Below are 24,165 nucleotides of genomic sequence, written 5' to 3' on the forward strand. Positions count from 1 at the left end.
TGCCATCGGATACCGGATTTAGACAATGAACAATATTGCTCAGGACATGCTGGCCGTTTCCCGCCGTTACGCCGACCTCACGCCGGAACGGCGCGCGGCGTTCCGGCAGCGGTTCGCCGCGGGGGGCCACGATCTGTCCGATCTGCCGATCGTGCGTTTGCGCGAACGCGGCGAGCGCTTGCCGCTCTCGCATGCGCAGGAGCGTCTGTGGTTCCTGTGGAAACTCGAGCCGCACAGCGCGGCCTACAACATGGTGGGCGCGTTGCGCCTGGCGGGCGACCTCGATGTGGCGCGCCTGCGCGCCGCGCTCGATACGCTGGTCGCGCGGCACGCCAGCTTGCGCACCCGCTTCGGCGAAACCGAAGGCGTCGCGTGGCAGCATCTCGCCGAGTTCGCGAACGCAAGCGAAGCCCATTACGGTTGGCACGAAGTGGACCACGTCGAAGCAGACGATCTCGACGCTGCGCTGCAACGTTTGTCGCGGGCACCGTTCGATCTCGAACGCGGGCCGTTGTTCAACGTCACGCTGCTGCGCCAGGGCGATCGCGAGCATGTGCTGCATCTGGCCTTGCATCACATCGTGTCGGATGGCTGGTCGCAGGCGATTCTGCAGAAAGAACTCGGCGCGTTGTACCGCGCGGGCGGCGAGGCGAGCGCGCTCGATGCGTTGTCGATCGAATACGGCGACTACGCGCTGTGGCAACGCGAATGGCTCGAAGGCGCCGCGCTCGACGCGCAACTCGACTATTGGCGCGCCACGCTTGGCGATAGTCACCCGGTGCTGGAACTCCCCGCCGACCGCGTGCGCCGCGGGCTCGACACGCCGCTCGGCGGCAGCGCGAGCCGCACGCTTGGCGCCGCGCGGCGCGAGCGGCTCGGCGCGTTGTCGCGCGAGCTGGGCGTGACCCTGTTCGCGACGTTGTTCGCGGGTTGGGACGCGTTGCTGTATCGCTATACCGGCCAGCCCGATATCCGCATCGGCACACCGGCAGCCGGGCGCGACCGGCTGGAGACGGAAGGCGTGGTGGGTTTCTTCGTCAATACGCTGGTGATTCGCGCGAACCTGCATGGCGGCGACACGTTCGGTGCGCTTGCACGGCAGATCGCGCAACGCGTGCTCGACGCGCAGGCGAATCAGGACGTGCCGTTCGCACGCGTGGTCGACGCGCTGCAACCGCCGCGCAGTCTCACGCATACACCGCTGTTCCAATCGATGTTCAGCTACGCGCCGGGCGACGCGGCCGGCACGCTGACGCTGCCGGGTCTCACGCTCGACGCGCTCGACGCCGATACGGGCGCGGCCAAGTTCGACCTGATGCTGCACGTGGTGGACGACAACGGCGCGTTGCGCGCGCAGATCGACTATGCCGCCGATCTGTTCGACGCGGCTACGATCGACGCGCTGCTGGACGACTACCTGACGTTGCTCGACGGTGCGCGCGTCGAGACGCTGTTGCGCGATTTGCCGCTGCACACGCGTGGCGCGTCGAGCGAGCCGTCGGTTGCCCTGAGTGCTGCCGGCCACACGCCAGTCAGCGTCGTCGAACTGTTCGCGGCCCAGGTGGCCGCGCGCGGCCCGCATGACGCGCTGGTCTGTGAAGACCGCACGCTCGACTATGCGAGCCTCGACGCATGGGCGACGCGGATCGCCACGGCGCTCGCACGGCATGGCGATTCGACGGATCGCACCGTGGTGTTGTGCACGCGACGCACGCCGGCGCTGGTGGCCGGCTTGCTTGGCATTCTGAAGGCCGGTGGCGCGTATTTGCCGATCGATCCCGACTATCCGGACGAGCGTATTACCGCGATGCTGGCCCGATCGAATGCGCTTGCCATCGTGACCGATTCCGTGTGCGCCGCGCGTTTTGCAGAACGGTTCGGCAATGCGCCGGTGGTGCTCGCCGATACGCTCGAAGCGACCGGCGATGCCGCGCAAACCGAAACGCAAACAACGCAAGCGCAGCGAAAACCGCATCCCCAACAACTCGCCTACACGATCTTCACCTCGGGATCCAGCGGCGAACCCAAACAGGTCGGTGTGCCACATGGCGCGCTGGCCGCGCATCTGCGCGAATTCGTCGAGGCCTATTCGCTCGAACCGGCCGACCGTATCCTGCAGTTCGCCACCATCAGTTTCGACGTCGCGACCGAACAACTGCTCGCGCCGCTCGTGGCGGGCGCCACCGTCGTGATGCGCGGCGACGCGCTGTGGGACATGGCCACGCTGAACACGGTGTTCGAACGCGAACGCGTGACGGGCGCGGATTTGCCGACCGCCTACTGGCTGCAATGGCTGAACCATCTACCGGCGCAAGCGCTCCCGGCGCTGCGCTGGATGTCGGTCGGCGGCGAACCGCTGCCTGGCGACGGCCTGCGTCGCTGGCTCGCCGGCCCGTTCGCCGGGGTGCGTTTCGACAATCAATACGGTCCGACGGAAGCGGTGATTTCGTCGCTCTATCGCACGACTCGCGCCACGGACGCGGACGACACGATCGTCTCGATCGGCCACGCGTATCCGCAACGGCGCATCGCCGTGCTCGATGCCGAAGGCAATGTGGTCCCGCTCGGCGGCCTCGGCGAACTGTGCCTGGGCGGCGACGAACTGGCGCGCGGCTATCTCGGCGCGGCCTCGGCAACGGCGGATCGCTTCGTGCCGGACCCGCACGGCGAACCGGGCGCGCGTCTGTATCGCACGGGCGACCTCGTGAGAATCCGCCGTGACGGTCGCGTCGATTTCATCGGTCGCGCGGATCAGCAACTGAAACTGCGCGGCTTTCGCATCGAGCCCGGTGAGATCGAAGCGGCGATGCGCTCGCAACCGGGTGTGCGCGAAGCGCTGGTTGCGCTGCATGGCGAGGGCGCGAGCCGGCGTTTAGTGGGCTACGTGGTGGGTAGCGAGGATGAGGCCGCGTTACGTGCCGCGCTCGAGCAGACCTTGCCCGACTACATGGTGCCGCAGGCGTTCGTCCATCTCGACGCCTTGCCGCTGATGGCCAACGGCAAGGTGGATCGCAACGCCTTGCCGGCGCCGGAAATCGCACTGGCGCGCGTCGCACCGTCCACGGCGGCGGAGCATGCGTTGCTCGCCATCTGGCGCACGGTGCTGGGTCGCGACGATCTCGGCGTGACCGACAATTTCTTCGAGGCGGGCGGCGATTCGATTCTGAGTTTGCAGATCGTCGCGCGGGCGCGGCAAGCCGGTTATGGACTCGGTCCGCGTCAGGTGTTCGAGCACCCCACGGTGGAGCGGCTCGCGCGGCTGGCCGAAGCGGTCACGACGCCAACCGACCTGACCGAGTCTCGTGAACCGTTGGACCTCACGCCGATTCAACAGGCGTTCTTCGAGCAGTTCCCGCACGGCGAAAACCATTGGAATCAGGCCGCGCTGCTACGTGTGGAAGGCGAGCTCGACGAAGCGGCGTTACGCGCCGCCCTCGACGCGATTGTCGGCACGCACGACGCGCTGCGTCTGCGGTTTTTCCAACGCGATGGCGCGTGGCGTCAGCAGGTGAGCGCGGCGGCGTCGTGCGCGCTGGACGTGTTCGACTGGCGCGAGCGCGACGCGTGGCAGGAGGCGTTGGAACAGGCGGGCACGCGTTTGCAGGCCGGGCTCGATCTCGCGAACGGACCGCTGGTGCGCGCGGGCTACTTCCGTTTGCGCGGCGAAGGGCGGCTGCTGGTCGCAATCCATCACCTGGCCGTGGATGGCGTGTCGTGGCGGGTATTGCTCGACGATCTGCAAACGGCCTACGCGCAAGCGCTCGAAGGCCGGGCGATCGAACTCGAAGCGGGCACGCCGTGGAGTGTCTGGGTGGAACGTTCCATCGCGTATGCGCAGGACGGCGCTGTGCGTCGCGAGGCGCCGTGGTGGCGCGACGCGCTCTCGGCGGCGCGAACCGATGGCGGTGCGCCGGCGGCGTTCGTCGCGCCCGCGCAGGTGATCCGCATGGCCGACACGCTGACGCTCGAAACCTCGCTGGATGCGGCGACGACACGGCGGCTGGTGCAGGACGCGCCGAAGGCGTATCGCACGAATGTGGAAGAGGTGTTGCTCGCCGCGTTGGCGCAGGCGGTACGGGCGTCGAACGTCGCATGTGGGGTGGGCGAGCGTGGCGTGCTGCTGGCGCTGGAAGGGCACGGCCGCGAAGCGCTCGGCGCCGATGCGCCGGATCTGAGCCGCTCGGTGGGCTGGTTCACCACGCGTTATCCGTTGTGGCTGGAGGCGCACGATGACGCGCGCGATGCGCTGATCGATGCCAAGGCGCGGCGCCGCGCGGTGCCGCACAACGGTCTGCATTGGGGCCTGCTGAGCGCATATGGTGACGCGGCCACGAAGGCGTCGCTGGCCGGGTTGCCGACACCGCGTGTCGGCTTCAATTATCTGGGGCAGTTCGATTCGAGCCTCGATAAAGCGGGGCGTTTCGGCTTTGCGGAGGAATCCGCCGGCGAGTCGATTGCCGCGAACGCGTCAGTCGACGAACCGCTCGCAATCGTTGCACGTATCGCGAACGGTGCGTTGAGCGTGACGTGGCGCTACGCGCCGCAGATTCTCGCGACGGCCGACGCGCACGCGTTTAAAGCGCTGTTCGAGCGCAGTCTGGAAGGTCTGATTCAACATGCGGTCAATGCGCAGCCGGAAGCGACGGCGGCGGATTTTGCACTGGCGGGACTGAGCCAGGCGCAATTCGAGTCGTTGGGTCTGGACCTTGCGCGTGTCGAGGATATCTATCCGGCCACGCCGGTTCAGCAGGGTCTGCTGTTCCATAGCGCGCTGGAAAGCGGTAGCGGCCTGTATGTGAACCAGCGCCGTTTGACCTTGCGCGGCGAGCTGGATCGCGCGGCGTTGCGCTCGTCGTGGAAGCATGCGGTTGCATCGCACGCGATTCTGCGCACGCAGTTCGAAACGCGGCATGGCGGCGACGCATTGCAGGTCGTGTTGCGTGAAGTTGATTTGCCGTACGCCGAGCACGACTGGTCGTCGCTCGATGCGCAAGCTTATGAAACGAGGCTTCACGCGTGGATGCGCGAGGACGTGCAACGTGGTTTCGAGGCGGAGCGCGCGCCGTTGCTGCGCATCGCGTTGTTTGTCCGTGCCGATGGTGCGCACGATCTGATCTGGACCGATCACCATGTGTTGCTGGACGGCTGGAGCAGCGCGCAGCTGATGCGCGAAGTAGCGGATGCGTATGAAGCCTTGCTCGCGCGTCGTGAACCGGTCAGGAACGCGCCGCCGTACCGCGACTACGTGCAATGGCGTCTTCAACAGGACGAAGGCGAGGCATGGTGGCGCGAGCAGGCCGCACGCGTCGACGAACCGGCGACGCTGCTCGAAAGTCTCGGTTTGAACACGGGCCGTGCGCTAGAAGTAACCGACGCCGCCGAAGCCGAGTTGCCGCCGCACGAATCGCGCCTCGGCGAAAGTTTGAGCGACGCATTGCGCGACACCGCCCGACGTCATCGCGTAACGTTGAATACCGTGTTGCAAGGCGCGTGGGCGTTACTGCTGTCGCGCTATGGCAATCGCAACCAGGTGGCATTCGGCGTGACGGTATCGGGCCGTCCGGCGCATTTACCGGAAGTGGAGCAGATGCTCGGGCTGTTCATCAACAGCTTGCCGGTTTGGGTCGATGTGCCGGGAGACATGCCGCTCTCGAATTGGCTGGACGCGCTGCAGCAGCACAACGGCGCGCTGCGCCAATACGAACACACGCCGCTGTCGCGCATTCAGCAGTGGACCGCGCGTAGCGGCGACGGCCAGTTCGACACCCTGCTCGTGTTCGAAAACTATCCCGTCGACGCCGCCTTGCGCCACGGCGCGCACGGCGTGGCGATCGAGCAGACGGCGGCCTTCGAACGCACGCATGTTCCGCTGACACTGAGCGTCATGCCGGATGCGCGGATTGGCCTGCGCTGGTCGGCGGATACGACGCGCGTCGATCGCGCGACGATCGAACGGCTCGACGCGCACTTTCATGAACTACTGACGCAGATCGCGGCGCAAGGCGATCCGCTGCTGCGCACGCTGACGCTGGCCTCGACCCTCGCGCACGCCGTTGCACCGCGTGACAACTTCGCATTCGAGTCGGTACTGGAACGGATCGCCGCGCAAACCCGCGCGCGTCCCGACGCGATCGCGCTCACCGACGGCGACACCGCCTACACCTACGACGCGCTCGACCGCTGGTCGAACCAGATCGCGCATCGCCTGCTCGCGGCGGGCGTGCGTGCCGACGAATGCGTGGGCCTGTGCATGGAGCGCTCGGCGGCGCTGGTCGCGGGCGTGCTGGGCATCCTCAAGGCGGGCGCGGCGTATGTGCCGCTCGACCCGACCTATCCGGCCGAACGGCTGGCGTACATGCTCGACCATTCGCGCACCCGCCGCGTGGTGGCCGACCCGGCCAGCGCGACGCGCTGGGCGGACCTGCTCGCCGGCTGCGAACTGTTGCTGGCCGACGCGGTCGGCGATCAGTCCGAGCTCACTCCACCGCTGCGTCTGCATCCTGAACAACTCGCTTATGTGATTTACACCTCCGGCTCGACCGGCCGGCCGAAAGGCGTGGCGATCACGCATGCGAACGTGGCGCGCCTGTTCGCCGCCACCGACGCGTGGTACGGCTTCGGCCCCGCCGACGTGTGGCCGCTATTCCATGCCTATGCGTTCGACGTCTCGGTGTGGGAGTTGTTCGGTTGCCTGACGCACGGCGGCCGTCTGGTGATCGTGCCGTACTGGACCGCGCGCGATCCGTCCGCGTGTCATCGGCTGTTGCGCGACGAACGCGTGACCGTGCTGAACCAGACGCCCTCGGCCTTCATGCCGCTGATGCACGTCGACCTGGAAAGCGACACGCCGCTGCATACGCTTCACACAGTGATCTTCGCCGGCGAGAAGCTGGAACCGGCGAGCCTGCACGCGTGGCTCGCGCGGGGCGGCGCGGGCGCGCCGCGCGTCGTCAATATGTACGGCATCACCGAAACGACCGTGCATTCGAGCTATCGTCCGCTGAGTCTCGCCGACACCAGCGGCGACGCGCCGCGCAGCGTGATCGGCGTGGCGATCCCCGATCTGTCGCTGCCGATTCTCGACACCGCGCTGCATCCGGTCGCCGATGGCGCCGCGGGCGAATTGCACGTGGGCGGCGCCGGTCTGGCACGCGGCTATCTGCATGCGCCGGGTTTGACGGCCGCGCGCTTCGTGCCCGATCCGTTCGGCGCGCCGGGTAGCCGCATGTATAAATCGGGCGATCTGGCACGGCGGCTGGTGGGCGGTGAACCGGAATACATCGGGCGTAACGATTTTCAGGTGAAGGTGCGCGGCTATCGCATCGAACTCGGCGAAATCGAAGCTGCGCTGCTCGGTGCGCCGGCCGTGCGCGAGGTCGCGGTGCTGGCGCGGCCCGACGCGAGCGGCGTGATGAGCCTGGTCGCGTATATCGTGCCGCGCGCGCCGGAAGGCGGCGCGGCGGGTGACAGCGCCGCGAATGCGTTCTCGGGCGAAGCGCTCAAGCATTGGCTCGACGCACGCCTGCCGCCGCATATGGTGCCCACCATCTTCGTCGCGCTCGACGCGCTGCCGCTCACGTCGAACGGCAAGCTCGACCGGCGTGCGTTGCCGGCGCCGCAATCGGTCGAGGTGAGCGCCGCGCACGTCGAACCGCAAACGGACGACGAACTCGCGATCGCGCAAATCTGGCAGGACGTGCTGGGCGTGGCGCGCGTGGGACGCGACGATCACTTCTTCCTGCTGGGCGGTCATTCGCTGTTGGCGATGCGCGCTGTGGCTCGCACGCGGGAAGTGCTCAAGCGCACGATCGCGCTGCCGCTGCTGTTCACCCAGCCGGTGTTGAAGGATTTCGCGGCGGCGCTGTCGGCTGTGCTTCAAGACAACCCCGTGAAGGCGGATGCCGCGCTATCGCGAATCGAACCCCGGCCCGCGCATTTGACGCGCGTTCCGTTGACGCCCGCGCAACAGCGTTTGTGGTTCCTGTGGAAACTCGACCCCGCGAGCCCTGCCTATACGATCAACGGCGCGGTACGTCTCGAAGGCCTATTCGACGTGACGGCGGCGCGCGCCGCGCTCGACGCGCTGATTGCCCGCCACGAAAGCCTGCGCATGCGGATCGAAGAAACGGACGGTGCAGCGCTGCAATCGTTCGACGCGCAACCCGGCTGGCAGTACCTCGATCTCGACGCACATCCAGAGCAGGAACGCGCCGCCACGCTGGCGGCGCTCGGTGCGCAGCCGTTCGATCTGCTGCGTGGGCCGGTGCTGCGCGTCAGCGTGCTGCGGCTGGGCGCACGCGAACATCTGCTGCATTTTTCGATGCATCACATCGTGTCCGACCGCTGGTCGCAGGACATCGTGCTCGCGGATTTCGCGGCGCAGTACACGGCGCAAACCACGCAGCAAACGGCGCCGGCAAGCCAACCGCTGGCGCCGCTCGCCGTGGCATTCGGCGATTACGCGTTGTGGCAGTCGCGGGAAACGGACGCCACCGCGCTGGCCGCTCAGCTCGACTACTGGCGCAACGAACTCGGCGACGAGCATCCGGTCCTCGAATTGCCGTTCGACCGCGCGCGCAGCGATGCACGCGGCAGCGCGGGTGCCGCCTGGCGTGTGCCGCTCGACGCCGCACTCGGCGCGCGCGTCCACGCGCTGGCCGCGCGCCGTCACGCGACACCGTTCATGGTGCTGCTCGCGGCATGGCAAGCGCTATTGCAACGCTACAGCGGACAGCACGAGATTCGCGTCGGCGTGCCGGTCGCGGGCCGTGATCGCAGCGAGACGCACGAACTGGTCGGCTGCTTCGTCAATACGCTGGTGGTCCGCGCGACGCTGCGCGGTTGCGAACCGTTCGCGGCGGTGCTCGACGCCGCGCGCGAACGGGTGATCGCCGCACAGGCGAACCAGGACGTGCCGTTCGCGCAACTGGTCGACGCGCTGCATCCGCAACGCAGCTTGCGTCACACGCCGCTTTTCCAGGCGATGTTCAACTACGCGAAGGCCGATCGCGCCGCGCCCGCGTTGCCGGGTCTCGCGATTTCGAACGTGGACGCCGCCGAACAGACCGCGCGCTTCGATCTCACGCTCAACGCCAACGACACGCCGGACGCGCTCACGCTGTCGTTCGGTTACGCGACCGATGTGTTCGACGAGGCGACCATCGCGCGGATCGCGGCGCACTACGTCGAGTTGCTGGAGCAGGTGCTCGCCGACGATACGCTGAAGCTCGGCGACATCGCGCTGGCGGACGCCACGCCGGACCATGCCGCGCCGCGTGCGCGCTCGTTTGCCGCGCCGTTTGCGGCGATCGATGCGCAGGCGCGGCGTCAGCCCGAGGCCGTGGCGATCGTCTGCGAAGGGGCGGAACTGCGTTATGGCGAGTTGCGCACGCGTTCGGACCAACTGGCGGCGCGTTTGCGCACGCTTGCCGTGGGCGTGAATTCTAGCGACGCGCAACTTCCGGTCGATAGCAAGGCATCAACGACGGGTCTGCGGGAAGCGCGCGTCGGGCTGTGCGTGGCGCGTTCGCCGGCGCTGCCGGTCGGGCTGCTCGGCATCATGAAGTCGGGCGCGGCCTTTGTGCCGCTCGACCCGGCTTATCCGCCCGAACGCCTCGCTTATATGCTTGCAGATGCCGGTGTGCAACGCGTGGTGGCCGATCGCGCGAGTGCCGCGCAACTCGCCGAGGTGCTGCGGAACTGCGAAGTCCTCACGCTGGATGCACAAGGCGCGCTCGACGACGACGCTACCTGCAACGACAAACCGCTTGCGCCGCTCGCGCTGCATCCGTCGCAACTCGCCTACGTGATCTACACGTCGGGCTCGACCGGTCAGCCGAAGGGCGTGGCGATCGATCACGCCGCGCTGGCCGAACATCTGGCGGACTTCATCGGCACCTACCACATCGCCGCGACGGACACGCAATTGCAGTCGTCGACGATCAACTTCGACGTCGCATTGCATGAGTTGTTGCCGTCGCTGATGCAGGGCGGCCGTGTCGTGATGCGTGGCCCGGAGATGTGGGACCTCGCTACGATGAGCCGCACGCTGATCGAGCAGCAGGTCAGCTTCGCGCGTATTCCGACCGCGTACTGGCAGCAGTGGTTGCGCACGCCGCCCGCGCGCGGCGATCTGGCGCGCTTGCGGCAGATCACGGTGGGCGGCGAGGCGCTGCCTGGCGACGCGCTCGCGCAATGGCGCGACGGTCCACTCGCGGGCATCGCGCTCGACAATCTCTATGGGCCGACCGAAACGACGGTCGCCTGTTTGCATCGGCGCACCACGGCGGCCGACGCGCAAACCCCGGTGGTGTCGATCGGCACACCGTATCCGTCGCGCACGGCACGTATTTATGACGACGCGGGTAATGCCGTGCCGGCGCTGGGCGTCGGCGAACTGTGTATCGGCGGGCTGACCATGGCGCGCGGTTATCTCGGCCGCGCGGCGCTCACCGCCGATCGCTTCGTGCCGGATCCGCGCGGCGAACCGGGTTCGCGCATGTATCGCTCGGGCGACTTGTGCCGCGCGCGCGCCGACGGCCGCATCGATTTTCTCGGCCGGCTCGACCAGCAGGTCAAGCTGCGCGGCTTCCGTATCGAACTCGGCGAGATCGAGACGGCCGTGCGCGAGCAGCCCGGCGTGCGCGAAGCGCTCGTCGATCTGCGCGGCAGCGGCGCACATAAGCGGCTGGTGTGCTATCTGAGCGGCAGCGCCGATATCGACGCCGTGCGCGCCGCGCTCGACGCGCGTCTTCCGGAGCACATGGTGCCGGCGGTGTTCGTCGCGCTCGACGCGTTGCCGATGATGCAGAACGGCAAGGTGGATCGCCGCGCATTGCCGGACCCGGACGAAGCGGCGCTCACGGCGCGCTCGCACACGCCGCCGTCCACACCGCGTGAAGCCGCGCTGCTGGCGATCTGGCAGCGCGTGCTGGGACGCGAGGCGCTCGGCGTGCACGAGAATTTCTTCGAGGTGGGCGGCGATTCGATCCTGAGTCTGCAGATCGTCGCGCGGGCGGCGCAGGCGGGCTTGCGCATCACGCCGCGTCAATTGTTCGAGCAGCCTACCGTGGCGCGGCTCGCGGCGGTTGCGCTCGATGTGTCGGCGGAAGACGCTCAAGGCACGCATGCCGAGCGTCACGAGGCGTTGCCGCTTACGCCGATTCAGGCCGACTTTTTCCGGCGTTATCCGCACGGCGAATCTCACTGGAATCAGGCGGCTTTGCTGAGCGTGGCGGGCACCCTGGATTCGCGAGCGTTGGAAGCCGCCGTGCGTGCGCTGGTGTCGCGTCACGACGCCTTGCGCGTGCGCTTCGAGAAGGCCGTCGACGGTGCGTGGGTTCAGCGCGTGACGCCCGCGGCGGCTTACCTGGCGACGCTGCCGGAGTGGGTGGAATCGATCGATCTGAGCGGTGAAGCCGACTGGCGCGCCGCGCTCGAACGCGAAGGCGAGCTGCTGCACCGCGACCTCGATCTGCAAGCCGGACCGCTGATGCGCGCGGCGTGGTTCAAGGTCGGCGCGGACGAGGGACGTCTTTTCGTCGTGATTCATCATGCGGTGGTGGACGGTGTGTCGTGGCGCATCTTGCTCGACGAGTTCGAGACGCTGTATGCGAGCGCGGCGCGTGGCGAAGCACCAGATGCGGCTCTCGCCGCGCCGTTGCCGTGGAGCGCCTGGGTGGAGCAGGCGGCACGCTATGCCGCCGCGCTGCCGGCGCGCAGCGAGGCGGACAAGTGGCGCACGGCGTTGGCGGGCGCGAGCGCCGCGCTGCCGGTCGAGCGCGACGAGTCGCAGGCGGACATGCGGCTCGCGGCAAGCCGGGTGCACACGCTGACGCTCGACCGCGGCTTGACCGAGGCGTTGTTGCGTGAACCCGCGCGCGCTTACCGGATGGGCGCGGATGAAGTGCTATTGGCCGCGCTGGCGGAGGCTGTGGCTTCGTGGAGCGGTGCGGCCGGCGCACTGATCGGACTCGAAGGCCACGGCCGCGAGGAGATCGATGGGCAACTCGATTTGAGCGGCACCATCGGCTGGTTCACGACGCGTTTTCCGGTGTGGATTCCGGCCGGTACGCAGGCGAGTCCGAACGCCACGCGTTCTAGCCCGCGCGATGCCTTGCGTGCCGCCAAACAACGCCTGCGTGCGATCGAACACAAGGGCCTGCATTGGGGCATGCTCACGCAGCTCGCCGCCGATCCGGCCGTGCGCGCGGAATTGTCGGCGTTGCCGGCGCCGCGCATCGGCTTCAATTATCTCGGGCAGACCGATCAGGTGCTCGAACGCAACGGGCGGTTCGGCTTTGCGAGCGAGTCGACCGGCGCGCCGATGTCGGGCGATTCGCGGCTGAAGTACGTACTCGACCTGAACGGCGCGGTCGAAAACGGCATGCTGGCCATCACCTGGCGCTACAGCCCGGATGTGCTCGACGACGCGACGGTCAGCGCGCTCGCCGACGCGTTCCGCGTGTCGCTCGGCGCGTTCGTCGAGCATTGCGCGCGAGCGCCCGCCGGCGCGACGGCGGAAGACTTCCCGCTCGCGCAACTCGACGCGGCGCAACTCGATGCACTCGATCTGCCGCTCGGCGACGTCGAGGATATTTATCCCGCCACGCCGCTGCAGCAGGGCTTGTTGTTCCACAGCCTGCTGCAGCAGGGCGCGGGCGTTTATATCAATCAGAAGCGGCTGACGCTGCGCGGCACGCTCGATCGCGACGCGCTCGCCGCCGCATGGCGACTCGCGCTCGAACGGCATGCGATCCTGCGCACGCACTTCGAATGGCGGCACGGCGGCGAGGCTTTGCAGATCGTACGACGGCGCGTTGAATTGCCGGTTGTGTGGCACGACTGGCGCAACCACGACGACTACGAGGCCGCGCTCGCGCAGTGGCGCGCGGAAGATCTGGCGACGCCGTTCGATCTGCGTCATGCGTCGCTGATGCGTCTGAATCTGTTCGCGCGCCCCGACGGCGCTCACGATCTGGTCTGGACCGATCATCACGCGCTGCTCGACGGTTGGAGCGCGGCGCAACTGATGGGCGAAGTGATTTACGCCTATCGACGCGAGACGGCGGCACGCGACGGTGTGGCCGCGCTGGACGCAATCGATGCGCCGTTGCCGGCCGCTACGCCGTATCGCGAGTACGTGCGCTGGCGTCAGAATCAACCCGCCGCGCAGGACTGGTGGCGCGCGCAATTGCAGGCACTCGACGAGGTCGGGCTGTTGATGCCGTCGCTGCGTGGCAAGCAGGCCGCGCGGCAAGCGGCGGCTGAAACCGCATCGCATGCAGCGGGCGTGCATCGTCTCGCGCAGCCGCTCGGCGCGACATTGAGCGAGGCGCTGCGCGCGGCGGCGGCGCTTCACCGGGTGACGCTCAATACGCTGTTCCAGGCCGCGTGGGCCGCGTTGCTGGCACGTCACGCGAACCGTCGGCGGATTGCGTTCGGCGTCACCGTGTCGGGGCGGCCGCCTGAGTTGCCGGGTATCGACGGCATGCTGGGCCTGTTCATCAACAGTTTGCCGGTGTGGACGGCGCTGCGTTCGGACGAACCGCTCGGCGAGTGGCTCGCCGGTCTGCAGCAACACAATGCCGCGTTGCGCCAGCACGAGCACACGCCGTTGCGCGAGGTGCGGCGCTGGGCAGCGGAAGACAACGGCGGCGAGTCCGGGGCGCTGTTCGATACGCTCGTCGTGTTCGAGAACTATCCGATCGACGCCGGTCTGCGCGAGGGCGACACCGGACTGGAGGTGAGCGCGTCGGAAACGCTCGAGCGCACGCATTATCCGTTGACGCTCGCGGTGTCGCCCGGCGAAGCGCTGTCGATTCAATGGAACGCGGACGCGGCGCAACTCGACGCGGCGGTGCTCGACCGTCTGGCCGCGCAGTACGCGGTGTTGCTCGAACAGATCGCGCGGCCCGCCACGCGTCGGGTGGGCGATCTGCATGTGCCGCGCGGCGTGCTGCCGTTTGAGGGTGGCGATCTCGCTCAGGCTGCGCCGGTCGATCACGCATTTGTGTCGCTTGCTGCCCGGTTCGCGGCGCAGGCCGCGCAACGGCCCGACGCGCTGGCGGTCGTCGCCGACGATGCGCGTGTCACTTACGCGGAACTCGACGCGTGGTCCGATCGTGTCGCCGCGCATCTGCTCGCGCAGGGCGTGGGCCGCGAGGAAGGGGTCGGCGTGGCGTTCGAGCGATCCGCGGCATTGATCGCGGCGCTGCTCGGCGTGTTGAAAGCAGGCGCGGCCTACGTGCCGCTCGATCCGTCGTATCCGCGCGAACGGCTCGACTATCTGCTCGACGATGCGGGCATCGTGCGGGTGCTGGCGGATAAAGCGGGTATCGAGGCGCTGGCGCATGCTGGCGCGCGCATCGACCTGCTCGACATCGCCGCCGTGCCGCCCGCCCCGGCGAACTGGCGCGACGCCGCGCCGGCCACGCTGCCCGCGCAACTCGCCTACGTGATCTATACGTCGGGCTCGACCGGACAACCCAAGGGCGTCGCGATCTCGCAGCACAGCGCCGCGCGTCTGTTCGACAGCACCGGCGAGACGTTCGGTTTCCACGCCGGCGATGTCTGGTCGATGTGCCACTCGTACGCGTTCGACTTTTCGGTGTGGGAAATCTTCGGTGCGCTCACCACGGGCGCGCGCCTCGCGGTCGCGCCCGCCGCGCTCGCCCGCGACGTGGAGGCGTTGCACTGCTGGCTCGGCGAACAGGGCGTGAGCGTGCTGAATCAGACGCCGTCGGCGTTCATGCCACTGATGCGCGTCGACGCGCAGAGCGATGGCGGCCTCGCGGGTCTACGCGTGGTGATTTTCGGCGGCGAGAAGCTCGAACCGCAGGCGCTCGCGGGCTGGTCAGCGGCGCGACGCGCACGCGGCGTCGAAGGGACGCGGCCGATGCTGGTCAACATGTATGGCATCACGGAGACGACGGTGCACGTCACCTGCCGTCCGCTCGCCGACGACGATCTGCGCGCGCCGCTCGGCACGGCGGCGCGCAGCGTGATCGGCGCGCCGCTCGACGACCTCGCGCTGCGTGTGCTCGACGACGACCTGAACGTCGTGCCCGAAGGGGCGACCGGCGAGTTGTGCGTGGGCGGCGCGGGTCTCGCGCGCGGCTATCTGGGCCGCGCCGCGTTGACCGCCGAGCGTTTCGTGCCCGATCCGTACGGCGCGCCGGGTGCGCGTCTGTATCGCTCGGGCGACCTCGCGATTCATGACGCCGATGGCGAAATCGACTACGTCGGCCGCAACGATTTTCAGACGAAGATTCGCGGCTATCGGATCGAGACCGGCGAGATTCGCGCGCGGTTGCTCGCGCATCCGGCCGTGCGCGACGCGGCGGTGCTGGCGGTCGGCGTGCCTTCCGCCGATGGCGGCGCGAGCGCCGGCCTGCGTCTGGCGGCGTGGATCGTGCCCAATCCGGCGCACGCCGCCCCCGACGACTGGAGCACGGCGCTGCGCGCGCATCTGCGCGAGCAGTTGCCGGACTATATGGTGCCCTCGTGGTTCGCAACGCTCGACGCGTTGCCGCTCACGGTCAACGGCAAACTCGACAGCAAGGCGCTGCCGCTGGCGACCGCAGCCAGTGGGGCCGATAGCGCGGCCCATGTCGCTGCCGACGCAGCGCCGGCCACGCCGACCGAGGTACGGCTTGCCGCGATCTGGCAGACCGTGCTCGGCGGCGTGCCGGTCGGTGTGCGCGCGCATTTCTTCGAGCAGGGCGGCGATTCGCTCGCGACGCTGCGGGTGGCTGAACTGGCGCGCGCGGCCGGCTTTGCGCGCTTCGCGGTGGGGATGATGTTCGAGCATCCGGTGCTCGCCGATCTGGCTGCGGCACTGGATGAACTGGCGTCGGACACCGCGGACGAGGCTGCCGCGCCGCGTCATCTGGTGCGGCTGAATGCGGGTGACGCGCCGCATCGGCTGTTCGCGATTCATCCGGGCTACGGCCTGGTGGCGGGGTATCGCGCGCTGGCGCAGACGCTGGCGGGACAGGTGGAGGTGATCGGCGTCGAGTATCCGGCCTTTAGCGACGGGTCATGGCGTTTCACCGGACTGCAAGCATTGGCGCGTCAGTATGCCGACGCGATCCGGCGCACGCAGCCGCGTGGTCCGTATGCGCTGCTCGGCTGGTCGTTCGGCGGGATGATCGCAACGGAAGTGGCGCGTGTGCTGGAGGACGCGGGCGAGTCGGTTGCGTTTGTCGGGTTGCTCGATGTGTCGATTCATCCGGAAGCGGTGGCTGACACGGTTCGCTCGGGCGAGGTGGCGAGCGTGAATGGGAATGCGGCTGCGGCGGCTGTGGCGGACACGGCGGCAGCGATGGCTACGGCAGCTACGGCAGCTACGGCAGGCGCTACAGGCTCGGCAGGCACGGCTGCAACCGCACAGCCCGCCTGGCGCGACCATGCCACGCCGGAAGAAGTGGCCATGTTGGCCGCCCGCGTTCCGGCATGGCTCGCTCAAGCCGACGACGACACGTTGCCGTCCGCTTCGGCCGCCGCGCTGGTCGAGCACGCGGCGCTCGCGCAAGCCAATGCCGCGCTCGCGTTGCGTCGGCATTGGCCGACTGCGCCGCGCGCGCCGTTGTCGTTCTGGTGGGCGGCGCGCGGCGCGGCGCGATCGGCGGCCAAGGATCTCGCGCGCTGGCAGAGCAGCGGCGTGAAGCTCGCCGGATCGGTCGAGTTGGACGCGGCGCACGACGACATCGCGTGGCATCCCGCGCTGCTCGAATCGCTACGCGCGACGTTGCGCGAGGCGTTCGACGACGCGTCGCGCTAAGTTGGCCGAAAGGGCGGCGGTGCGCGCGAGTCTGTCTGGACGCTCGGACGGTGCGCGCCGCTCAGCCCTGCGGCGCGTCCGGCGTCGCGGGGTTCATCATCGATTGATATTTCAACGGAGTCATATGCAGGACGCGCTTGAACATCACCGCGAACGTGTTGGCGTCCGCGTAGCCGAGGTAGGCGGCCACTTCGTTGATCGGCGTGCTGGTCGACAGGCGGCACATGGCTTCCGACGCGCGCATCTGCTCGCGCCATTTGGCGAACGGCATGCCCGTCTCGCGTTGAAAATGCCGCGCCAACGTGCGCGAACTTGCGCCGATGCGGTCGCCCCAGTATTCCAGCGAGTCGCTATTGGCCGGCTCGTCGATCAGCGCCTGGCAAATCTTGCGCAAACGCGGATGCTGCGGCAACGGCAGGCGGGCGGCCTGGTCGACGATCGAGCCGAGGTCTTCCGTCGCGGCCGCGGCGAGCAGATGGACGATCAGTTGGGCGAGCACGTCGGCGAGACTGCCCGGCGGCGGGTTGCGCGCGGGCTGCGTCACCAGCGCCAGAATCGCCTCGCGCAGCAGGGCGTTCACCGCCAGCAGGCGGCCTTCCTCGTCGCCGCACATCGGGCACGGGTCGACGTAGACCGTGCGGAACGAGACCTTGCCGACCATTTCCAGTTCATGCTCGACGCGCGGCGGCACCAGCAACGCGCGGTCCGGCGTGACGACCCAGCTGGTGCCGGGCGTGCGCACGCGAATCACGCCGCTGGTGGCATACAGGAGTTGCGCGCGCGGATGCGTGTGGGCGATCTCGCGCGCGCCGGATTCGTATTCGATTGCCTGGCCGAACACGATCGGCAGATCGGGCCGGTTCTCGGCCGATGCTTTAACCGCGAGATTCGCCGATGCGGCGGAATTCGCCGCGGTCACGGGACCGCCGAACGGGGTGGCATGAGCAACGGGCTTCACAAGAGATTTGTCCATTCGATTCGAGATTTTGCAGATTATCGTCTGGATTGGTCATTTAGTGTCCATGTGACGCATAAAAACGTCCGCCTCTGCAAAGGACATGTCTGTATCATCCGAAATCGACAGGTGTGCGCGGAAACTGGCCGTGCTTTCCCGGACGCAACGCCTGATTAAAAACTAAATAGTCCATCCCCCAAGCCCGCGCATTGCGCAGTCCCACGGCGTTGTTTTGCCGTGGGACAAATCGCTGTTGCATAAGTAATAAGACTCATTATCATTAACATTCAATGGTGAATCGACGATGAAGGGATGTAAGAAAAACAAAAGTACGGGGCAGCGCGGACTTCCGGTGAGACTCGTTTTGCTCAGCATGCCGCTGGCACTTTCCACGCTTGCGCATGCGCAAGCGTCGGGTGCCGACGACAGCGCGACTCGTCAGAGCGCGCCGTTGGGGCAGGCCAGCGGCGCGAACGCGACGAACGGCAGCACGCTGCCGGCCGTGAGCGTGAACGCCTCGCGCGAGTCGTCGGCCACGGGCCCGATCGTGGGCGTGGTGGCCAAGCGCAGCCTCACGGCGACCAAGACCGACACGGAGCTGGTGCGCACGCCGCAATCGATCTCGGTCGTGACGCGCGATCAGATGGACCAGCAGGGCGCGACGACCATCGACCAGGCGCTGCGCTACACGCCCGGCGTCTACTCGCAGGACTCGACCGACTTCCGTTTCGACCAGTTGCGCGGGCGCGGCTTCGACTACTCGACCTATCTCAACGGTTTGATCCTGCAGCCGAGCGCGTATTACGCGAATCCGCGGATCGACCCGTATTTCCTCGAGCGGATCGATGTGATGCGCGGCCCGGCTTCCGTGCTGTACGGCGCGGGCAGTCCGGCCGGTATCGTCAATCTGGTCTCGAAGATGCCGACCGAAGACTCCGTGCACGAGTTGATGCTGCAGTTCGGCAATCACGACCGCTATGAAGTGGGCTTCGATATGGGCGGCAAGGTCGACGAGGCCGGCACCGTGCTGTACCGCGTGACCGGTCTGGGCCGCGATTCGGATACTCAGGTGAACGGCATCAAGGACCAGCGTCTCGCGATCGCGCCGAGCGTCACGATCCGTCCGACCAAGGACACCTCGCTGACGCTGTACGCGCAATACCAGCGCGACCCGGCGGGCGGTCTGTTCGACTCGCTGCCGGTAAGCGGCGTGGCGACCTTCAACCCGAACGGCACGATCGGCACGGGCACCTACGTCGGCAATCCGAACGACGATTACTTCCGCCGCACTCAGTACGCCGTGGGTTATCAGTTCGAACAGAAGATCAGCCCGATCTTCACGTTCCGTTCGAACGCGCGCTACATGCACGACGACATCGACTATCACCAGACCTTCTTCGGCAACTGGGTGGCGGGGTCGAACAAAGTGCTGACCATGAACGCGTTCCTCGATCGCGAGCATCTGAGTCAGTTCGATATGGATAACCAGATCGAGGCGAAGTTCTCGACCGGCGCCGTCAAGCAGACCGTGTTGTTCGGGCTCGACTATCAGCGCCTGTTGAACGGTGCGAACTCGGGTACAGGCGCGGTCGGTACGCTCAATCCGTTCGCGCCGAACTATTCGACGCTCCGCCAGATCACGACGACCAACAAGCGCGTCGACACCGCCACCGATCAGGTCGGCGTCTACATCCAGGACCAGATCGAATACGGCCGCTGGCTGCTGACGCTCGGCGCGCGTAACGACTGGAGTTCGACCAACATCCAGTCGGTCACGCCGACCGCGGCTTCGGTGCAGAACCAGACGCCGCACGCGTTCACGTGGCGCGGCGGCCTGTCGTATCTGTTCGACTCGGGCATCGCACCGTACTTCGTCTACGCGAAATCGTTCCAGCCGACAACCGGCGTGAACTTCGCGAATCAGGCGCTGGTGCCGACCACCGGTCAGGAATACGAAGTCGGCGTGAAGTATCAGCCGAAGAACTACAACGCCTTGTTCACGGCTGCGCTGTTCAACCTGACGCAACAGAACGTGTCGACTACCGACTCGCTGCACCCGGGTTACGCGGTGCAAACGGGTGAAGTGCGCTCGCGCGGTCTCGAACTCGAAGGCCGCGTGCAACTCTCCGACAGTCTGTCGGCGATCGCTTCATACACGTATCTGAACCAGGTGGTCACGCAGTCCAACGTGGCGTCGCAGCTCGGTAAGCGGCCTACGATGGCACCGCGCAATCTGGCGTCGATCTGGGCCGATTACACGCTGCACGCGGGTCCGCTGCGTGGGCTCGGCTTCGGCGGCGGGGTGCGCTATATCGGCATGTCGGCGGGCGACACGGCCAATTCATTCGACGTGAGCAGCGTCGTGTTGCTCGATGCCGCTGTGCACTACGACATCAGCAACTGGAAGTTCGCGCTGAACGGCACTAACCTCGCGAATCGCAAGTACGTGGCGTATTGTTCGGGCGGCGCGTGCTACTACGGTTCGACGATCGGCGTGTTCGGCACCGCGAAGTATCAGTGGTAAGACTGGCATGAGCATCGAGCCCGCTACGCGTCGACGACGCGTAGCGGGCTCGCTTTGGTTTGACAGGAGAAAAGGATTGGCAACGGCGTTGATGGAATCCGCTCGCGAAGGCCTGCAACGCGAGGGCGAAGCGCTTTACGAAGCCGAGGGCCTGAGCGTGGAAGCGGGCGGTCGCACGCTGCTGGCGGACGTGAGTCTGCGGCTCGCGCGCGGCCGCGTATGCGGTTTGATCGGTCACAATGGTTCGGGCAAGACCACGCTGTTGCGTGTGCTCGCGCGTCAACACACGCCGACACGCGGCACGCTGCGCTTCGCGGGCCGCGCGCTCGACGCCTGGGAGTCGCGCGAATTCGCCCGCAAGGTCGCCTATCTGCCGCAACAGCCGCCGGCCGCCGACGGCATGACGGTGCGCGAACTCGTCGCGCTGGGCCGTTATCCGTGGCACGGCGCGCTCGGCCGCTTCACCGCGAAAGACGCTCAAACCGTCGATGAGGCGATGGCCCTCACCGACGTGCAGCACTACGCCCAGCGTTACGTCGACCAGCTCTCGGGCGGCGAGCGTCAGCGCGTGTGGCTCGCCATGCTGGTCGCGCAGGACAGCGACTGCCTGCTGCTCGACGAACCGATTTCGGCGCTCGACATCGCGCATCAACTCGAAGTGCTCGGCCTCGTGCGGCGTCTGAGCGAGACCCGCGGACTCGGCGTCGTGGTCGTGCTGCACGACATCAACATGGCGGCACGTTTCTGCGACGAGATGGTCGCGCTGCACAGCGGGCATCTGCTGGTGCGCGGCACGCCTGCCGAAATCTGCCGTCCCGAGGTTTTGCAATCCATTTACGGCGTGCCGATGGAAACCGTGCAGAACACGCGCGGCGGCGTGCCCGTGTGTTATCCGAGTTGAGGAGAGCGCACATGCAACGACGTCGTATGCTCGGCCTCACGGCGGTCGGGCTTGCTTGCGCGCTGACGGGCGTGGCCGCGCGGGCGGCGGCTGCCTCGGCGAGCGCTGCCTCGGCGGCGCCGGGTGCTCCTCCGGTCGCCGCTTCTGGCGCGAATGCGCGACTGGCGGTTGTGCCGTCGCGCATCGTGGTGATGGACTTCGGTCTCACCGAAATGCTGCTGACCCTCGGCGTGACGCCGCTCGCCACGTCGGTGCCCGACTGGTATCGGCGCACCAACGTCGCGCCGCCGCTGCCTCAGGGCGTGGTCGATATCGGGCTGTTGTATCAGCCGAATTTCGAATTGCTCGAACAGTTGCGGCCCGACCTGATGCTGGTGACGCCCGCGCATCAACCGTTGCTCGGACAACTGCACCGGATCGCGCCGACTCTCACGATCGCGTTGTCCGCCAAGGGCGTCGAGCCCTGGCGGCAGATCGGCAACGAAACACGGCGTCTCGCGCGAATGCTCGGCCGCGAGCCGCAAGGCGAGGCGGCGATCGCGTCGGCCGATGCCTCGCTTGAAGCCGTGCGCGCGCGTTTCGCGTCGAATGCGGCGAGCAGCGCTTCGATCGCACGGCAACCGGTGTTCATGGTCGAGTTCGTCGACGACCGCCATCTGCTCGTCTACGGCGAAGGCAGTTTGTTCGGCGACGTGATGGAGCGCGTAGGTCTGCGCAACGCATGGACTCACGAGACCAACGCACGCGGCTATGCCGTGACGGATTTCACGCGCCTCGCCGACGTCGCCGACGCGCGCCTCGTCTATATCGAACCGCTGCCGGAAGCGGCCCGCGCCACGCTCGCGGACGGCGTGTTGTGGCGCAGTCTGCCGTTCGTGCGCGCGCAGCGCGTGGCCGGCATGCCCAAGGTGTCGCAAGGTGGCGCGCTCTTCAGCGGCGCGCGTTTCGCGCGTCAATTGGCCGATGTGCTGTTGCCGGAGGCGCACGATGCATGATCTTTCCCTCGGGCGTTCGCCGGGCGTGTGGCATGCGCGCCGCCCGTTGCTGGCCATGTTTGGCCTGTTCGTCTTCGCGGCGGCTTTGACGTTGCGCGGGCTCGCCTCCCACTTGCCGCCGGCCGACTGGTTGCGGGCGATTTTCTCGCCGGACGTCGACGATATTCGCGCGATGGTGGTGCATTACAGCTGGTTGCCGCGCCTCGCGTTGTCGCTCCTGTGTGGCGCGGCGCTGGCGCTCGCCGGCGTGGTGTTGCAGCAGGTGTTGCGCAATCCGCTCGCCGAACCGATGACCGTGGGGGTGTCGGCGGGCTCGTATCTCGCGTTGCTGCTGGCCACTTTGTGGGCGCCCGCGTGGCTGCTCGCGTGGCGCGAAGGCGTCGCGCTGGCGGGCGGCGCGCTCGCGATGCTGTTCGTTTTCGTGCTGGCCTCGCGGCGCGCGTTCGCGCCGACCACGCTGGTGCTGGGCGGCATGATCGTCAACCTGTATTGCGGCGCGATCAGCCTGGCGCTGTCCATCATCTACGAACGCTCGCTTACGGCGATGTTCATTTGGGGCGGCGGCGCGCTTGCGCAGCAAGACTGGCACACCACGCTCTGGCTGGTGCCGCGCGTGGTGGTCTGCGCCGCGCTGTGCGCCGCGCTCGTGCGGCCGCTGACGCTGGCCGGCCTCGACGACGCCGGAGCGCGCAGTCTCGGCCTGTCGCTTACGCGCACGCGCTTTCTCGCGCTCGCGGCGGCGGTCGCGTTGACGGCGTTCGTCGTCGCGGCGGTCGGCGTGATCGGCTTCATTGGACTCGCCGCGCCGGCCATCGCACGGGCCTGTGGCGCGCGCCGTCTGCGTGACCAGTTGACGTGGGCGCCGGTGATCGGCGCGCTGCTGCTCTGGGCCACCGATCAGGCGATCCAGCAAGTCGGCGGACTTGCCGGCGAATTGCTGCCCACCGGCGCGGCGACCGCGCTGTTCGGCGGTCCGTTGCTGCTGTGGCTGGTGCCGCGTCTGAAAGCACGCGCGGCGCCGCCGCACGCGGAGCGCATGCACTTCGCCATACCGCAGGCGCCGCGCACGACGCGTCGTCTGCTGATCGGTGCGGCGCTTGCGTTGGTGGCGGCGGTGGTGATCGCGGCGGGCTTTGGTCGCGGCGTGTCGGGCTGGCATTGGGCGACGTCGGCGGAATGGGCCGGCTTGTGGCACTGGCGTGCGCCGCGCATTGAAAGCGCGCTGGCAGTGGGCGCGCTGCTCGCGTTGGCCGGCACGCTGCTGCAACGCCTGAGCGGCAATCCGATGGCGAGCCCCGAAGTGTTAGGTATCAGCGGCGGCAGCCTGCTCGGTATGATCGCGCTGGTGCTGCTGGTGCGCGCGCCCGGTGCGCCGCTGATGTTCGTCGCGTGCGGCGTCGGCGCGCTCGCGACCTTGCTGGCCATGCTCGCGCTCGCCAAACGCAGCGGCTTCGCCACGGAGCAACTGCTGCTCGCGGGGATCGCCGTCGGTTCGCTCTCGCAGGCCGTGTTCGGGCTGGTGATCGCGGGCAGCGGGCCTTATGCGCCGATGTTGCGCAATCTGCTGATGGGCTCCACCTATCTGATCGACGCCAACATGGCGTCCGCGGCGGTGGTGCTCGCCGTCGTGCTGTTCGCGCTGGCCCTGCTGTGCACGCGCTGGCTCGATATCTTTCCGCTGGGCGCGTCGGTGTCGGCGTCGCTCGGGGTGGCGGTGCGGCGCGCGCGGTTTCTGATTCTGCTGCTCGCGGCGTTGCTGAGCGCGGCGGCGGCGATGATAGTCGGGCCGTTGTCGTTCATCGGCTTGATGGCGCCGCATATGGCACGACGCATGGGATTTCGTCGCGCCGCCACGGAACTGATGGCGTCGACCTTGCTCGGCGCGATGCTGATGGTCGTGTCCGACTGGCTCAGCCGCAACGTGCTGTTTCCGCAGCAGATGCCGGCCGGCCTGCTCGCGATGATCGCCGGCGGTCTTTACCTGATGTGGTCGCTGGGCCGCTGAAG

The 24,165-nt window shown here is 67.6% G+C and carries 6 protein-coding genes; 5 read left to right on the forward strand and 1 reads right to left on the reverse strand.

All coding sequences use genetic code 11. The annotated features are described in order from the left end of the window. The first annotated feature begins 25 nt into the window (after positions 1-25). A complete protein-coding gene (locus B0G83_RS02010; protein WP_105505750.1) occupies positions 26-16,783 on the forward strand; it encodes a non-ribosomal peptide synthetase in 16,758 nt (5,585 codons plus the stop codon). A gap of 61 nt (positions 16,784-16,844) precedes the next feature. Here B0G83_RS02010 and B0G83_RS02015 read toward each other — a convergent pair whose 3' ends face one another. Continuing rightward, entirely contained in the window at positions 16,845-17,756 is a 912-nt protein-coding gene (locus B0G83_RS02015) for a helix-turn-helix domain-containing protein (RefSeq protein ID WP_105505751.1), read from the reverse strand. Positions 17,757-18,090: 334 nt separating this feature from the next. Between B0G83_RS02015 and B0G83_RS02020 the strand changes: the two genes are divergently transcribed. The 4 genes from B0G83_RS02020 (at position 18,091) to fhuB (ending at position 24,163) form a co-directional block, all read left to right on the forward strand. Then, the gene (locus tag B0G83_RS02020) at positions 18,091-20,262 is read left to right on the forward strand and encodes a TonB-dependent siderophore receptor (protein ID WP_258167645.1); all 2,172 of its coding nucleotides are present in this window, start codon (positions 18,091-18,093) and stop codon (positions 20,260-20,262) included. A gap of 91 nt (positions 20,263-20,353) precedes the next feature. Beyond that, on the forward strand, positions 20,354-21,163 hold the full coding sequence (locus B0G83_RS02025; RefSeq protein ID WP_105505753.1) for an ABC transporter ATP-binding protein: 810 nt from the start codon (positions 20,354-20,356) through the stop codon (positions 21,161-21,163). An 11-nt stretch (positions 21,164-21,174) separates the two neighbouring features. Beyond that, on the forward strand, positions 21,175-22,158 hold the full coding sequence (locus tag B0G83_RS02030) for an ABC transporter substrate-binding protein (protein WP_105505754.1): 984 nt from the start codon (positions 21,175-21,177) through the stop codon (positions 22,156-22,158). Then, positions 22,151-24,163 (forward strand): Fe(3+)-hydroxamate ABC transporter permease FhuB, encoded by a 2,013-nt coding sequence (fhuB, locus tag B0G83_RS02035; protein ID WP_181156664.1) that lies wholly within the window; start codon positions 22,151-22,153, stop codon positions 24,161-24,163. The genes B0G83_RS02030 and fhuB overlap by 8 nt, the downstream gene beginning before the upstream one ends. Positions 24,164-24,165 lie beyond the last annotated feature (2 nt).

This window comes from Paraburkholderia sp. BL21I4N1 (assembly GCF_002973525.1).
Lineage (GTDB): Bacteria > Pseudomonadota > Gammaproteobacteria > Burkholderiales > Burkholderiaceae > Paraburkholderia.